This is a genomic window from Devosia sp., from assembly GCF_028290625.1.
Lineage (GTDB): Bacteria > Pseudomonadota > Alphaproteobacteria > Rhizobiales > Devosiaceae > Devosia.
In genome coordinates this window covers 150,947-166,228 of sequence record NZ_JAQGJM010000001.1, presented here as the reverse complement: position 1 = coordinate 166,228, position 15,282 = coordinate 150,947, and the positions used below count along the sequence as shown (strand labels likewise).

Here is a 15,282-nt window from a genome sequence, read left to right as displayed (position 1 = left end):
AACTCCTTATTTGCGCTGCCCTACGAGGCGAGCGAACCGTTGAAAACGACGTCGACGTAGTAGTTGGTGGCGTTGTAGCTGTTGGTCGGGAAGGCGCTGGCACTGCCATAGGCGTAAAGCCCGTTGCCCCCGCTCGTGGCGCTGGATGGCGCAGTCAGCGGGCCCGATGTCACCGCAGAGCCAAACCCATTGCCAGTGGCCGAGTAATTGCCGTTGCTGTGATAGGACACGATGTAGGTTGCCCCGGCGGTGATGGCGATCGGCGCCGCGAAGGAGGCGGTTTGCCACCCGCTTGCGGTTTCGTTCTGGAAGGTCAAGGTGCCCAGATTGGCTCCCGCCGAGCTCCAGAGCGTGCCGGTATGGGTGCCGGTATTCTGGGCGCCCTTGTAGAACCGGATCCCCGAGATCGTGCCCGCCTGGGAGCTGGTGAACTTCATGCCGAGTTCGACGCCATTGGGATCGTTCACGCTGACCGTGGTCGGGGTAGCGGTCGGCGCGAATAGCGAGATAGCACTTGCCGGTGTCGAAACGGTCAGGGCCGCATTGGCCGATGCGGTGCCGCCACGTCCATCAGAAATCGCGTAGCTGAAGCTGGCGGCGCCCACATAGTTGGTGGTTGGGGTGAAGGTCACAATGTTGGTTTGGGCGTTGAACGACACGGTGCCGTTGGTCGCCCCGCTGACGCCGGTGATCGTGAGGGGATCCCCATTGGCATCGGTGTCGTTGGCCAGCAGCGTGGCGGCGGCGATCTGCACCGAGGCGTTGCGCTGTACGGTCAGGCCGCTGTCGTTGGTGGCAACCGGCGCCACATTGGTCGAGCCCTGGTAGTAGACATCGACCCAGTAATTGGTGGCGTTGTGACTGCCCGTGGGGAAGATGGACCCTGCCCCATAGGCGAATACGCCATTGCCGCCATTGACCGTGCTCTGCGGCGCGGTCAACGGGCCATTGGTGGTTGCGGCCGTGCCGAAGTAATTGCCGGTGCCCGAATAGAAGCCGGTATTGGTGTGATAGGAGATCACGTAAGTCGTGCCCGTCGCCACCGCGATCGGATTGCTGAAGCTGGCCGATTGCCAGCCGGAAGCGCTTTCGTTGGTGAACGTCACCGTGCCGAGTTGCGTGCCGGTGCTGGTCCACAATGTGCCGGTATGCGTGCCGGTGTTTTGCGCGCCCTTATAGAAGCGCATGCCGGTTATGGAGCCGCTGGCGGCCACCGTGAACCGCATGCCCAGTTCGACCGAACTGGGATCGTTGATGTTGGCATTGGCGGGCGTGGCATTGGCGGCGAACAGCGTGCTGCCGGCCGGGAGGGCCGCAGTGACCGTTAGCGCTACCCCCGCCGATGCGCTGCCGCCGCGTCCGTCGGCCACCGCATAGGTGAAACTGGCCGCGCCAGTATAGCCCGCGGTGGGCGTGAATGTGACGATGTTGGTCTGCGCGTTGAAGCTGACCGTGCCGTTGGTTCCGCCGCTGACGCCGGTAATGGTCAGCGCGTCGCCGTCCGGGTCATTGTCATTGCCCAGTAGAGCTGACGCCGCGATCTGCAGCGCTGCCCCCTGCTGCGTGGTAAAGCCCGTGTCGTTGGTGGCCACAGGAGGTCGGTTTGCCGGCGCTCCGACGGTCAGCGCAACACTGGCGCTGGCGGTGCCGCCAAAGCCGTCGCTGATTGCGTAAACAAACGAGGCGGCGCCCGAATAGCCTGCCGTCGGGGTAAACACGACGGTATTGGTTTGGGCGTTGAAGGCGACTGTCCCGTTGACCGCGGCCGAGACGCCAGAAATCGACAATGGGTTGCCGTCGGGGTCGGTGTCGTTGGCTAGGAGCGCCGCGGCAGTCAGCGTCAGGGCTGTGCTGTTCGGCGTCGTAAAGCCAGCGTCATTTGCCGCCACCGGCGGTTGGTTGGCGGCGGTGGTCGACGTCATCAACACGTCGACCCAATAGTTGGTTCGGCTATAGGTGCTGGTCGGCATGGCGCTGGTCGTGCCGTAGCTATAAACGCCATTGCTCGCCGCTGGCGCCGTTAGCGGGCCGCTGACCTTGTCGGTGACAAAGTAATTCGTGGTCGAAGCGTAGTGGCCGTTGCTCAGATAGCTTGCCACATAGGTCGTTCCGGCGGCGATCTGCACCGGGCTGCCGAAGTTGACGGTTTGCCAGCCGCTGCTGGTCTCGTTGACGAAGGTGGCGCTGGCCAGCAGGACGCCGGTGCTGCTCCACAGCGAGCCCACATGGGTGCCGGTATCGCCGGCGCTCTTGTAATACCGCAAGCCGGTGATCGAACCCGCAGCCGATGCGACGAACCTGACCCCCAGATTGACGCGATTGGCGTCGCTGCTGGTCAAATCGGTGGGCGTATCGGCCGTCGTGAACAGCGAGCTGCTGCTGAGCGAAGTGACAACGTCCATGTTGACGAAGGCCGAGCCGGTGCCGCCGCGTCCATCGGAGATCGAATAGCCGAAGGTCGCCGCGCCGAGATATCCGGCATTGGGCGTGAAGGTTACGGTCTGCTGCTGGGCATTGAACACCACGGTGCCGCCCGATGCTGCGCCTGCGCCAATGACCGTCAGGATGTCATTGTTGGGGTCGGTATCGTTGGCGAGCAGTTGTGCGAAGGTGAAGACTTTCGCCGTGTTACGCGCAACCAGATAGCCATTGTCGTTGTTGCCGGTGGGCGCCTGGTTGGGGGTCGGGGTCGGGTTGAAGACAACGTCGACCCAATAGTTGCTGCCGCCCGAGGGCGAGGTGGGGAAGGCGTTTTGAGCCCCATAGGTGAAAAAGCCATTGGTGGCTGTCAGCGGCCCGTTGGTGTGCGGGCTGGAGAAGTAGTTCTGCGTGACCGCATAACCGAAATTGCCAAAATAGCTGGCAATATAGGTCGTGCCGGCTGTGATCGAGATGGGGTTGCTGAAGACGACCGTTTGCCAGCCGTTCGGCGACTCATTGGTGAAGGTAGCCTTGGCCAGCAGGGCGCCGGTCGAGGACCAGAGCGAACCGGTATGTTCGCCGGCGTCGAGCGTGCCTTTGTAGTAGCGCAGGCCGACGATGCTGCCCGATTGCGATGAGGTGAAACTCACCCCCACGGTCACTGCATTGTTATCGGCCTCGAACGGGACAGCCGGCGTGTCACCCGGCTGGAACAGCGTTGAGGCTGCTGCCTGGGCGACAGTGACGGTCCTGCCGGCACTCGGCGTTTCCAGGTTGACGCTGTCATCCACTGCACGCGAGCGGATCGTATAGTTGCCGCCAATGCTGGGCGTCCAGGTATAGGTCCAGTTGTTGTAGCCCGTGGCCCGGTGCCAGGTGGCGCCACCATCGGTGGATACTTCGACCACCGCCACCAGTCCGCCGCCCGTATCGGTAGCGGTGCCGCTGATGGTATAGGCTTGGGCCGCGGTCAGGCCGGCAGGCAGTTGGGCAATTGTGGTCGTGGGCGCCACGTGATCCGTGCTTTGCGCGGCAACCGCCAGGCTCTGCATCAGCGTCGCCGGCTGAACGCCCATTTCGGCGAACAGGTTGATCATCGACTGCTGTACGTTTGGGTCGGTCGGCGTCGCCTCGTTGTCGTGGTGGCTGTCGAGGCCCCATGACCAATAAACCGTGCCGGCGCCGAAAACGAGCGCGCCGCTGGGCGCGCGATAAAGCGTCAGAGCGTGCGAGGCCGTGCCTGGCCCAACCGCATTGCCGTAGTCCAGCAGCTTGGTCTGGACGTCGACAGTGGTCGAAGACAGCGGCACCAGTCCGGCAGGGCGGAACCCGTTATCGAGGTCGGAGTCCCACTCGTAGCCCAGAAGGTTCTGGGTCAGTGTGTAGACTTGGCCCGGCTGCAGGTTGGCGACCGCCGTATTACTCCAGAACCGCAGGTTGGACATGTCATAGGGGACATTGATGGCGTCCAGCCGATAGGAATCGACGGTGAAGATCGTGCCGGTCAGTGAGTTTTCAGGATCGCCCGACCCGAACACGGGGTCACGCCAGGTCGAGGTCGTTCCGACCGTATCGGTATTGGCATTGTCCCAGCGTTCCTTATAGGACACCAAGGTCTTGTATGGGGTGCCGGAGCCATCGATGCTGGCCTCCCAGCGGGTTTCCCAATAGACCTCGTTGCCGCTCCAGAACGACAGGTTGACGCCGGCATCGCGGGCGGCCTCGACATTGTCGCGCTGTTCGCCCGACCAGTATTCGTCATGCCCGACCGACAGGAATATCTTGCTGTTGAGCAACTGGGCGGCATCGCGAGCGCTATCGATGCCAGAGATGTAGTCGACGTCGTAGCCGTTCTGCTCAAGGAACCGGATTGCCGAATATTCGGCGCCGAAAATGAAATCCTGCGGCCCCGCCGCGAAGCCGCCATCGCGGGTGATGATCGGCCGGTTGTAGCTGACGGCGCTGGCGCGGCCCGCATGGCCACCCTCGTCGACGCCGCCGTAGAAATTGTAACCGCCCCACCAGTTATAGGCCTGCCAGGTGGTGTCCGAAGTCTGGAAAGTGATGTCGCTCGGTGCGTTATCGTCACGCACGATGAACGGGATCATGTTTTCACCGCCCGAGCCGTCGTGCCGCTCCAGCCGCGCGAAGTAGACGCCCGACATCGCATCCTGCGGAATGGCCCAAGAGGCCGATACGGACCAGTTGCCGGCATCGACGAGCTTTGTCGTAGGGTCGAAAAGCGGTGCCGGCTGAAACTGGGCGACAGCCAGGTCTCTTTCGATCGTGGCGACGCGGCGTGCGCCGTCGCCGCCGTAATAGCCCAGCCGATAGATCTCGATCGTATAGTCTTTGGAATTCGTGTTGATCTTGAAGTCGACGGTGTTGCCGTGGTTGAGGGAGAACTGGGCAGCGTAGCCCTCGATGGTGGGATCCGCCGTCCCGATCATCCACACGCTTTCAGGCGTGCCCTGCTTCTGGTTTTCCAGCACGATGGCGTTGGTGGCGGTCACCGCCAGGGCAGTCACGGCGCTGGTGGTATCGGTCCGCAACGCGGATGTCGTCAGGGCCGGGGCGATCTTGTCGATGCTCGGGGCGATGCTCTCTTCGGGCTGATAGAACATCAGCGTACGCTGCGCATAGCCGGTCGGCCTGCCGTTGGTCGCTGTCGGCCCGCCGGTGCGGACCGAGCACATCGTGCAAGCCCGCCCGGTGCATGACCCGCACGGCGTTGTTGCGGCCGCCGAAATCCAGCTGCCGCGCCAATCCGACATGGCCTTGGCGGTCGCCTCATCGGCCGGCGACGCCGATAGCGCCGCATCGGCGACAGGCGCCGTCGTCAGCACCGAGGCCGGCTCTGTGGTGGTGGTCACAACTTTGAGCGCTACCGATGGCGATGCGGCAGGGACGCTGAAAGCGGCGAAAGGCGTCGCTGTGGTCGTGACGGGGGCTTCGGCGCTTACCGCGGCCGGCACTGCAACGACGGACGAAACCTGCGGCGACCCCACCAGGGCAGATGCGGCGGGCGCAAAGCTCAGGACATTGGTGGCCCCACCGCTATTGCCATACAGTTTGCCGCTATAGCTTTCGTGGCCACCGGCCAGGGTCCGCCGCGGCCCGTCAAAATCTGGTGTTGCGGTGATGGGGGTCGAGGCCAGGCTCGCGGCCCACTGGGCCGCGCTGGTCTCCCGGCGAAAACTGGATGCCGCTTTTGCTTTGACAGTCAGCCGCTGTACCGCCGAAACCGCGGCGCTGCTGGCGAGGTCATGGAACTGTGCGGTCTTGCCACGCACCGAACTGCCGTAGGTTTTCACGTGCGCCCCCTATCTTGATCGCCATCACGATTGCACAGGCGTGGGGGGTATAAAATCAATCGAACGGTAGCTATCGAGCTAGCCCGTTAGGCACTCTCGTCACCTGAGCCATCATGGCGAGCGGCAAGGGTCCGGCCGCTTCATCCTTGGCAGACAGCAAGGGCGGTCCGCTGAGAGGCCAGGCGATACCGATGGCGGGATCATCCCAGTGGATCGAGCGCTCGAGAGCCGGCTCGTAGTAGGCATCGGTCTTGTAGAGCACTTCGCAATCGGTCAACGCCAGGAAGCCATGCGCAAACCCGGCCGGTATCCACAATTGCTTGTGGTTTTCGGCCGATAGCAGAACACCACACCAGCGCCCGAAGGTTGGCGAATCCGCGCGAATGTCGACTGCCACGTCAAAGATTGAGCCGCGCACCGCGCGCACCAGCTTGCCCTGCTGGCTCGGCGCCAACTGGTAATGCAAGCCACGCAGCACACCGGCGCGCGAGATCGAGTGGTTGTCCTGCACGAACGTGTGGTGCTGGCCGGTGAGATCGGCAAAGCCATCGGCGTTGTAGCTTTCGAAAAACGCTCCGCGCTCATCGCAGAACAGGCGTGGCTCGATCACCATCAACCCTTCCAACTGCATATTTTGGGCGTTCATGATAATTGTACCTCCGTGGTCAGGTTGCGCAGATAACGCCCATAGCCACTGTGTTCGAGCGGCGCCGCCAACGCCAGCAGCTCGGCCGTGTCGATCCAGCCTTGCCGCCAGGCTATCTCCTCGGGGCAGGCGATCTTTTGGCCTTGCCGGTGCTCGACCGTGGCGATGAACTGCCCTGCCTCGAGCAGGGAGTCGTGCGTGCCGGTATCGAGCCAGGCGTAGCCTCGTCCCATGACCTGCACATGCAGTTGGCCCCGATCGAGATAGAGACGATTGAGGTCGGTTATTTCGAGTTCGCCGCGCGCCGACGGCTTCAGGCATCTGGCCATCTCCACAACATCGGTGTCGTAGAAATAGAGCCCGGTGACGGCATAATTGGACTTGGGCAGAGTTGGCTTCTCCTCGATGCCAACCACCACGCCGTTCCTGTCGAACTCGGCGACGCCGTACCGCGCAGGATCGTCGACGTGATAGACGAAGATCGTCGCACCATGGTTGCCGCGATCGGCGTTGCGCAGCAGCATCTGGAAATCATGCCCGAAGAACAGATTGTCGCCCAGCACGAGCGCGCTGGTGCGGTCGCCAAGAAATTCCTCGCCAATCAGGAATGCCTGGGCCAAGCCCGCGGGTGTCGCCTGTTCGGCGTAGGAAAAGGAGACGCCCCATTGGCTGCCCGTGCCCAGCAGCCGGCGGAAGCGCGGCAGGTCTTCGGGGGTGGAAATCACCAGCATCTCTCGAATGCCCGCCAGCATAAGGCTGGTCATCGAGTAGTAAATCATGGGCTTGTCGTAGACCGGCAGCAACTGCTTGGACATGGCAAATGTCGCCGGGTGCAGCCGCGTTCCGTTGCCGCCGGCCAGAATGATCCCGCGGCGGCTCATGCTGCCACCAGCTCGGCGACAGTGCGCCCAACGCCCTGTTGCCAATCCGGCAGGGTCAGTCCGAACGCGTCTCGAAGCCTTTTCGTTTGCAGCCGTGAGTTAAGCGGCCGGACCGCGGGGGTCGGATAATCCGCCGACCCGATGGCCTCGATGGCCTCGGGCTCCAGCTTCAGATCCGCTCCCAGCCGGCTCGCTTCGGTCACGACGTGCCGGGCAATGCCGTGCCAGCTGGTCTCGCCGGCGGCCGCGATATGATAGGTGCCCGATTGGGCCTCGTTGCGCATTGTCTGCTCCAGTGCCCGTGCGGTGACGTCGGCAATAAGTTCGGCGCTGGTCGGGGCGCCGTGCTGGTCCGAAACGACCCGCAGGTGATCGCGCTCGCGCGCCAGTTTGAGGATGCTGCGAACGAAGTTCTTGCCCCGTGGCGCGTGCACCCATGAGGTTCGTAAGATCAGGTGCTTGCAGCCCGAAGCCGCAATCGCCTCGTCTCCCGCGAGCTTGCTGCGACCATATTCGTTGAGCGGTCCGGTCGGGCTGGTCTCGGCGAACGGATCGCGGCCACTGCCGTCGAACACATAGTCGCTCGAATAATGCACCAGCCAGCACCCCTGACTGGCCGCCAGCCGCGCCAGCATATCCACCGCCCGGTGGTTTATCGCATCGGCCTGCTGGGGATGCGTTTCGGCGTCATCCACGGCCGTATAGGCGGCCGCATTGACGACAGCGTCGGGTCGGCGTTCTCCCATTATCCGCCCGACGCTGCCGGGATCGCAGAGATCGAGCGCCGCGCGCGGTGCCACGAATACCTCGCCCAATGACGCCAGCGACCGCTGCAATTCCCATCCCACCTGACCCGACCCTCCCAGGATCAAAACCCTCATGTGTACTGCCTTGCGACCCAGTCGCGGTAACTGCCCCCGGTCACGGCGGCGGTCCATTCTCGATGCTCGATGTACCACTGCACCGTCCTGGCGATGCCGCTCTCGAAGGTCTCGAGCGGCTTCCAGCCCAGTTCGGAACGCAGCTTGGTGCTGTTGATCGCATAGCGCCGGTCATGCCCCGGCCGGTCCCGCACCAGCACGATCTGGTCGCTATAGGAGCGACCATCGAGCAGCGGCAGATAGTCATCCAGCATGGTACAGATGGTGCGCGCGACCGCGATGTTCTGCCGCTCCGCATTGCCGCCGATATTGTAGGTCTCACCCGGCCGCCCGTCGGCCAGGACTATGCGCAGCGCGCGACAGTGATCGGCCACATAAAGCCAGTCGCGCACCTGCTGCCCGTCGCCGTAAAGCGGCAAATCCTTGCCGGTCGTCGCATTGTGGATCAGCAATGGAATGAGCTTTTCCGGGAAGTGGTAGGGCCCGTAATTGTTCGAGCAATGCGTGGTCAGCACCGGCAGGCCATAGGTCTCGCCATAGGCTCGCACCAGGTGGTCCGAAGCCGCCTTGCTGGCCGCATAGGGGCTGTTGGGCCGATAGGGACTGGTTTCCACGAATGCGGGATCGTCCGGCTCGAGCGAGCCAAACACCTCGTCGGTCGACACATGCAGGAACCGGAAATTATGGCGCTTGCGCCAATGTTCCAATGCCGCCTGCAACAGCATTGTGGTGCCAACCACATTGGTCTCGACAAAGCTCAACGGCCCGTCGATCGACCGATCGACATGGCTTTCGGCGGCGAAGTGCACGATGGCGCGGACGTCGAAATTGGCCAGCCAGGCGCTCACCTGGGAATAGTCGGCGATGTCTAGCTGGGCAAAAACGTAGCGCGGCGAGTCCTCGATATCGCGCAGGTTGTCGAGATTGCCCGCATAGGTCAGCTTGTCGAGGTTGATCACCGGCTCATCGCCATGGGCCAGCCATTCATGGATGAAGTTGGACCCAATAAAGCCGGCGCCGCCCGTCACCAGTATCGTCATTGCCGTCCCCTTCGTGCATTTGTCGTGGCGGAAAGCCCCTTAATGCTTGAAGTAGATCGAGAATTTGGACAGACGCAATTGCCGGAGTTGCTTAGGTCTTACGAGCTATCCAGACCAATTGGTGCCCCAGAGGGCAGGCGGGAGGGCCCCGCTCGCGGGCAGCTAGCTCGTTTTAGCAATCGTGCCCTTCTGTGCACGTCGACTAGGCTGATGCTACCAGTTTTCCTCTGCCCTCGCTGGAGCGGGCCGCTTCGGTATGAGCGTCACACGCCCGCCACATAGCGGTCGTCATGGATTGGTGTTTCGAGCACTTCGGCAGGAACTGCAGAATTCCAGGAGACAGATCCACCGTCATATGAGGGCATGAAATGTCGATGTTGAAGGTCGGAGAGCCCGCACCATGGTTTTCGGTGTCACAATCTGGTGGCGCGGGGCGGGTTGTTCTCGATGAACTGGCCGGACGTGACATCGTCTTGCTGTTCTACGGCTCGTCAACCGGCCAGGACGCGCAAAGAGTGCTGGACGACTTCGCCCGGCATGGCGAAGCGTTCGGAACAGGCCATGCGATCCTGATCGCCCTGGGCATGGCAGAGGCAGGCATCCCCCCGCAGCTCGCGACCAAGGCAGATTGGCATTTCGGACATGACCAGAACGGTGCCTTGGCCAAACGGTATGGCCTTGAATCCTCGGATGATCCCAGTGGAATGGCCAGCACGGCGTTTGTGCTGAGCCCAGCCCTGCAGGTGGTCGAGATCGCTTCGGGCGCCGAGCAGATTGCAGCTCGTATCCTGCCACTGATCGAGGCCCGGCGGACGCATCCGCCACAGGCTCATGACGCCCCGGTGCTCATCGTCCCCGGGGTGTTCGACACAGACTTCTGTGCGGGCTTGATCGATGGCTATGAGGCGAACGGCGGGCGGGAGATCGGCGCGGTCGAGAACGCCGGAAAGGTGGTGGAGCGGTTCGACCCCGCATTCCGCAAACGCCTGGACTGGTACATATCCAACGAGCAGACCGTGCAGGAATGCCGGGAGTTGCTGGTTCGCCGGCTCCTGCCAATGATACACAGGGCATTTCAGTTCCGCACGACGCGTATCGAGCGCTATCTGGTGGGGTGCTACGAGGCGGCCGAGGGCGGCCACTTTCATGCCCACCGCGACAACACGGCACCTCTCGTGGCTCACAGGCGATTTGCGGTCACGATAAACCTGAACAGTGCCTATGAGGGGGGTAACCTCGCCTTTCCTGAGTTCAGCACCAAGACTTACCGGCCGGGCGTCGGCAGCGCGGTGGTCTTCTCCTGCTCGCTCCTGCATGAGGTCACGCCGGTAACCAGCGGCACCAGGTATGCATTCCTCTCCTTCCTCTATGACGAGGAAGCCCAGCGGGTTCGCGACGACAATGCCAACAGGATGGCTGCGAGCGCGCAGGCGCCGAACAGGGGCTGACACGCTCAACTCCAGGCAAGGCTGCAAGCATCAGGCCGTGCGCTGCGTCGTCGCCACGCGTTGTCTGACCGAGCTCAGCACCTTCCGCAAGGCGATATCGGCGACCGTCAGCACGCTCGGGGGATCGAGAGCCACGCTTGCCAGAAGGAATTTCGCTGCCAGACGCGGCTTGCCGTCATTCATGAGGAACCGGGCGAGGTTGCGCATCAGCATGGCCTTGCGCGGCGCATAGCGCTGCAGCAATTGCCGGTTGTTTTTCATGATCCTGATGTCGCCGAGCGTCTGGCGCCGTCGCGATCGCGAGATGCTGTCCTCCGATATTGCGCCGAGCACCAGCGGCTCGGCGTATTCCAGGATGCGGGCGTGCTGGACCAGCCGGACGGCAAATTCGTAGTCCTCGTTGGCCGCGGCAACTGGATCAAACCATTGCCGTGTCGGCATGCAGTCGGACCTGAACATGGCACATTGCACGCTCAAGCGATTGTCGCCCAGCATCCAATCCACCTGATCCACATCGCGCGGCAACCGCCCCGCCGCCGACGGCGTCACGCACACCTGGCCCGAACCAAAACGGCCGGAGCCGTCGCGGCCATGCAATATCTTCGGGCCGGTGACGACACCGAATTCGCCGGGCAGATCGACGAAGGCTGCCAGTTGAAATTCCAGTTTGCCAGGAAGCCACAAGTCATCGCTGTCCTGGAAGGCAATGTATTGCCCCCTGGCATGGGACAGGCCGGTATTGCGCGCGGCGCCGGCACCGCCATTGAGAGGACGACGGACATAGACGAGGCGGGGATCGCCGATGCTGGCGATCAGGCCTTCGATGTCTTCGCTGGAGGCATCGTCGACAACAATCAGTTCCAGGTCCTTGACCGACTGAGTCAGCACGCTGCTGATGGCGTCGGGCAGGGTTCGAAGTCGATTGTAGGTCGGCAGGATGACCGAAATTAGTGGCCGCGCTTCTGCTGGGGACTCTGCAGTGCTGGACTCGTCATGGCTAGTGTCGGTCATGTGAAGACCCGCTCTGGAGAGGACGGATGTTCAGGCCGGCGACTAGACCCTCATCGATCGCGACGGAGCGCAAGGCGATGATGTGACGGGCAGGCCAGGGCCGGTGATCGAGAACGCTGGACGCATCGAAGGCCGTGACTTCGTGCAGTGTTTTCTGCCCAGGGTGATAGTAGAAGAACCGGTATCCGAGCCCGGCAATCTTTTCGTACCAGGGCAGGGATTCAAGGCCGAGCAGCAGTACCAGAATGTCCGCCCTGCCCTCTCCAAGGAAGGTCCAAGCGCCTTCCATCACTGCCGGCTCGTAACCGGATACGTTGATCTTGAGTACCGACACATGGGATAGCGAAAGCTCCTGCATGGTGTCGTCCAGCTTTTGCACCGGAACGAGTTCGCCCCCGTCCGAGCGATCCAATCGGCTTAGCCAGGTGCGTGCATCCGTCTGGAAGCGCGCTTCGCCCGTCGTGTTGGAGAGTGCGGCCTGGTAAACATCTACGCGTTCCACAACCCCATTGCGCCTGAGGTTGCGCAAAAGGGTGGCGACGTTTGCGCCGCTCGGCTCGAAGGCATGGACCCTGGCGCCGATGGCGGCCGCGAACAGGGTGAACTGGCCAATCGCCGCACCCACATCGACGATGGTCCAGCCGGGGCGCGCGATGGCGCGCAGGAAGGCGTATTCAGGATCGACCAGGTCGCCGAACATCACCAGCATTGGGGGGAACTGGCTGGGGTAGTCGAATTCCATGACAGTTCCAGATCGCAACCTGACTTCCGACCGCCGCGGGTGACGCAATTGCAGTAGAGCAAGCCTCGCGCCGCCCTGCAGCACCCGGCCGGGACCGACCGCGCGCATTCCCCACAAGAGCTTGTCCCAAGCCGTGCGCAATTTGCTTGGGGGGCTCGGCTCGAAGGGCACCACGGCTTCATGCATAGCTTACAACCTCCGGATGCCGATGCTCCAGCCGCTCGATAAATGCCAGTGCGCGCTCCGCGCCCAGCTTGTCGTAGGTGAACGCCTGCGCATCTGCGGCGATACGCCGGGAATAGCGCTGTCGCAGGCCGGGGTCGGACGCCAGGGAAGCGATCGCGGCGCTCAGCAGCTCCACGGCACCGGCGGGCACAATGATGCCGTTGACGCCGTCCTTCACCAGCCGGGCAGCGCCCATGGGCGTGGTGATGACCGGCAACCCGCAGCCGCCCGCCTCGATCGTCACCTGTGGACCACCTTCCTCGACGGTGGGGAAGACGAATACATCGTGCGATCGGTAGAGCGCTCCGATGTCCCGCGTGAAGGGCAGGACCCGCACGGAACCGCGCGCCACCGCCCTGGAAACCAGCGGCTCCAGCGCCGGCTCAACATTGCCGACGAGTGTCAGCTCGGCATCGACCGTAAGCTTCTCCCACGCTTCGAGGAGCGTAGGGACGCCCTTGCGGACGCTGATCGAACCGGCGAACAGAATTTTGACCGTCCCGGGACCTCGATCGGCCGCCGTGCTGTGGCCAATTCCAAGCTCAAACCGGGGGGGCGACCAGCCGAAGCTGGTGGGGAATATCCGGTCCGCACGGACGCCTGCGTCGATCAGCGAGACCTCGCATGGTGCATTGGAGGCGAAAACCAGATCGTAGAGGGCAAGCTCCTCGATCTCCTCCTCGACCGCGGCCATGCTGATCGTGTGGGTCGGTGGCAGGCCCAAGCGCGCATAGGCAGCGTCGAGCGCCGGCTTCGCCGATGCCTGCGCCGTATTAATCATCTCGCGGACAGTCAGGATGCCGCGCGCCTTTGCCCGCTGCACCAGCTTGCGCGAGGCGCCCGGCCAAAAATACGCAATGGTCGTGGCCGGGTCAGCTTCCTCAAGGAGCCTCGCAAAGCGCTGCTCGAGACGAGCCCAGCCAGTGTTGGCCACCAGGCGCCAGGGTAGCGCCGAAAGAGGCGGGGGCAGCGCGGACACCATTTTTATCGGCTCGGGCAATGGCAGCCGGCTGCGCGGCAGGACCAGCGTTGGAACCACAGGCGTGCCGGCGAAACCGGCAAGAATGCTCACGCAGCTCTGTGGCCACCCCACTCCCGCATAGGGAAGGCTGCAGAAGGTGAGGCAAGTGAATGGCCGGGAGGTCTGGAGCATGACCGCTCACCGTCGAGGCGCCGAAGCGCCCCGCTCCGGGTTGAGGATCGGCTGGCGCGGGGCCCGCTCGACCGGCTCCCTGGACTTAGCTCCGTATCCGCGCCGGGACGTATCCGTCTTGCCGGGCGTGGTCAGCAGCCAAAGTCCGCTACCGATCATGAAGAAGAAGGCGGTGTAGACCTCGCCCCAGAAATCAACGGTCCAACCCGCGACGAAAAAGCCCGACAGGGCCACAAGATAGGCGGTCCTGCACCGTATCTGAGATGCCGTCAGCCCACGCCTGAAGCCAATCATGAAGCCGGCGCCCAGATAGGTCAGTGCCAGGAACACGCCCGCGAGGATGCCGTGCCGCAGCGAGGAAATGATCCAGAACATGTCCACGCTGGAGGTCTGCCCGGCCATGCGAGCCCAATCGCCAAATCCAACGCCGAACCACGGGTGGGCGGCGATGGATTCAGTGCCGTAGTTCCAGATCAGCAAGCGCTGCCAGGCAGAACCCTTGTCGAACGCCACAAGGTTGATCAGATGCTGCGCCGGCGATTGGCGCGAGAACAAGATCAGGAACAGGTACATGGAGCCCAAAATGGCCCATAACAGCTTCCAGCGGCCGGGAAAGCTCCTGAGCACCCAGTTCCACCCGAGGAGTGCGACCTGCAGTGCCAGGGCCGTCATCGGCCCACTGGACAGGCTGAAAAACGCAGCGCCCATCACGATTGCGGTTTTCGACCAGCGCTCAATCAGGGGCCGGCCGTATCCCAGCACCAGGAAGGTCGGCGCGAATGCGATGCCGCAAAAGACCCCGAAGAGGATCGGATGCTGAAAGACCGCCTGGGCTCGGCGCAAGCCCCAGCGAGGCTCGGAGCCCAGCACGTCATAGCTCGGCATGATGCTGCTGAAGAGGTTCAACAGCACCGGTGACTTGGAAACCGCTTCGAGGAACGCGAACGGCAGCAAGCAGGCGACGACCCAGAACAGCGCCCTGCACATCGCATAGAAGTCCTGCTCCGTCCGGATGTAGGCGCGTGCGAGGAAATAGGCGCCACCGGTCTCGATGAACAACATGCCGGCGGACTCAATGGCGTAGCCAATGCCATGAACTTGCACGGTGGCGATGCCGCACCACACGACGAACAGCAGCACCGCTACGTCCGGCAGGCGAATGCCGCCAGCCTGACCGCTGACACATTTCAGCATAGCCGGCACGAGGGTGACGAGAAGCACTGCGCGTGTGCTCGTGAGGTGCACCGATCCTATATAAAATTGCCAGGGAATGACCATGGCGATGAGGAACGCCAGGACCGGTAGGGGCGGCCAGCGACGGACTTGTTCGGCATCAGCTTCCTGAACCTCGGCGGGGGCCGTGTTGCGGCTTGCCAAGCGCGCCGCTCGCGATGGAGGTAATCCGCGCCGTGCGAGCACCGCGGCCGTCGCATCCGCGACACTCCGGCGGCCTATGGTGGTGGTCCCCATTGATGACAATGTCTGCCAGCCCTTGCTCTACAATCGAATGTTCCGCGCTC

Annotated in this window: 10 protein-coding genes; 1 reads left to right on the top strand and 9 read right to left on the bottom strand. The window is 63.0% G+C overall.

The window, feature by feature from the left end; genetic code table 11:
• Positions 1-20: 20 nt before the first annotated feature.
• The 5 genes from JWR51_RS00695 to rfbB form a co-directional block, all read right to left on the bottom strand.
• Positions 21-5,735, bottom strand: coding sequence for a DUF4082 domain-containing protein (locus JWR51_RS00695; RefSeq protein WP_299742232.1), 5,715 nt, complete (start codon positions 5,733-5,735; stop codon positions 21-23).
• 70 nt (positions 5,736-5,805) lie between these two features.
• Entirely contained in the window at positions 5,806-6,381 is a 576-nt protein-coding gene (rfbC, locus tag JWR51_RS00690; RefSeq protein ID WP_299742230.1) for a dTDP-4-dehydrorhamnose 3,5-epimerase, read from the bottom strand.
• A complete protein-coding gene (rfbA, locus tag JWR51_RS00685) occupies positions 6,378-7,262 on the bottom strand; it encodes a glucose-1-phosphate thymidylyltransferase RfbA (protein ID WP_299742228.1) in 885 nt (294 codons plus the stop codon). Before rfbA ends, rfbC begins: the two co-directional genes overlap by 4 nt.
• Positions 7,259-8,143, bottom strand: a complete 885-nt coding sequence (gene rfbD / locus JWR51_RS00680; RefSeq protein WP_299742225.1) for a dTDP-4-dehydrorhamnose reductase — start codon at positions 8,141-8,143, stop codon at positions 7,259-7,261. The genes rfbA and rfbD overlap by 4 nt, the downstream gene beginning before the upstream one ends.
• Entirely contained in the window at positions 8,140-9,183 is a 1,044-nt protein-coding gene (gene rfbB, locus JWR51_RS00675) for a dTDP-glucose 4,6-dehydratase (RefSeq protein WP_299742222.1), read from the bottom strand. Before rfbB ends, rfbD begins: the two co-directional genes overlap by 4 nt.
• A gap of 368 nt (positions 9,184-9,551) precedes the next feature.
• On the opposite strand from rfbB, the gene JWR51_RS00670 reads away from it, so the two are divergent.
• A complete protein-coding gene (locus tag JWR51_RS00670) occupies positions 9,552-10,631 on the top strand; it encodes a 2OG-Fe(II) oxygenase (protein ID WP_299742220.1) in 1,080 nt (359 codons plus the stop codon).
• A 30-nt stretch (positions 10,632-10,661) separates the two neighbouring features.
• On the opposite strand, the gene JWR51_RS00665 is transcribed toward JWR51_RS00670, so the two are convergent.
• The 4 genes from JWR51_RS00665 to JWR51_RS00650 all read right to left on the bottom strand — a co-directional run bounded on the left by JWR51_RS00665 (position 10,662) and on the right by JWR51_RS00650 (position 15,139).
• Positions 10,662-11,642, bottom strand: a complete 981-nt coding sequence (locus JWR51_RS00665) for a glycosyltransferase family 2 protein (protein WP_299742217.1) — start codon at positions 11,640-11,642, stop codon at positions 10,662-10,664.
• Positions 11,629-12,384, bottom strand: coding sequence for an FkbM family methyltransferase (locus tag JWR51_RS00660; protein ID WP_299742215.1), 756 nt, complete (start codon positions 12,382-12,384; stop codon positions 11,629-11,631). Before JWR51_RS00660 ends, JWR51_RS00665 begins: the two co-directional genes overlap by 14 nt.
• A gap of 178 nt (positions 12,385-12,562) precedes the next feature.
• Positions 12,563-13,681 carry a glycosyltransferase gene (locus JWR51_RS00655; RefSeq protein ID WP_299742212.1) on the bottom strand — a complete coding sequence of 373 codons (1,119 nt, stop codon included), beginning with the start codon at positions 13,679-13,681 and terminating at the stop codon, positions 12,563-12,565.
• Between the two features lie 87 nt (positions 13,682-13,768).
• Positions 13,769-15,139, bottom strand: coding sequence for an O-antigen ligase family protein (locus JWR51_RS00650; protein WP_299742209.1), 1,371 nt, complete (start codon positions 15,137-15,139; stop codon positions 13,769-13,771).
• Between the last annotated feature and the right edge of the window lie 143 nt (positions 15,140-15,282).

Bases quoted from the DNA above. Each gene is read 5' to 3' on its own strand.
- JWR51_RS00660 (WP_299742215.1), bottom strand. From the start codon at position 12,384: ATGGAATTCGACTACCCCAGCCAGTTCCCCCCAATGCTGGTGATGTTC.
- JWR51_RS00670 (WP_299742220.1), top strand. From the start codon at position 9,552: ATGTCGATGTTGAAGGTCGGAGAGCCCGCACCATGGTTTTCGGTGTCA.
- rfbB (WP_299742222.1), bottom strand. From the start codon at position 9,183: ATGACGATACTGGTGACGGGCGGCGCCGGCTTTATTGGGTCCAACTTC.
- rfbC (WP_299742230.1), bottom strand. From the start codon at position 6,381: ATGAACGCCCAAAATATGCAGTTGGAAGGGTTGATGGTGATCGAGCCA.
- rfbD (WP_299742225.1), bottom strand. From the start codon at position 8,143: ATGAGGGTTTTGATCCTGGGAGGGTCGGGTCAGGTGGGATGGGAATTG.
- rfbA (WP_299742228.1), bottom strand. From the start codon at position 7,262: ATGAGCCGCCGCGGGATCATTCTGGCCGGCGGCAACGGAACGCGGCTG.
- JWR51_RS00665 (WP_299742217.1), bottom strand. From the start codon at position 11,642: ATGACCGACACTAGCCATGACGAGTCCAGCACTGCAGAGTCCCCAGCA.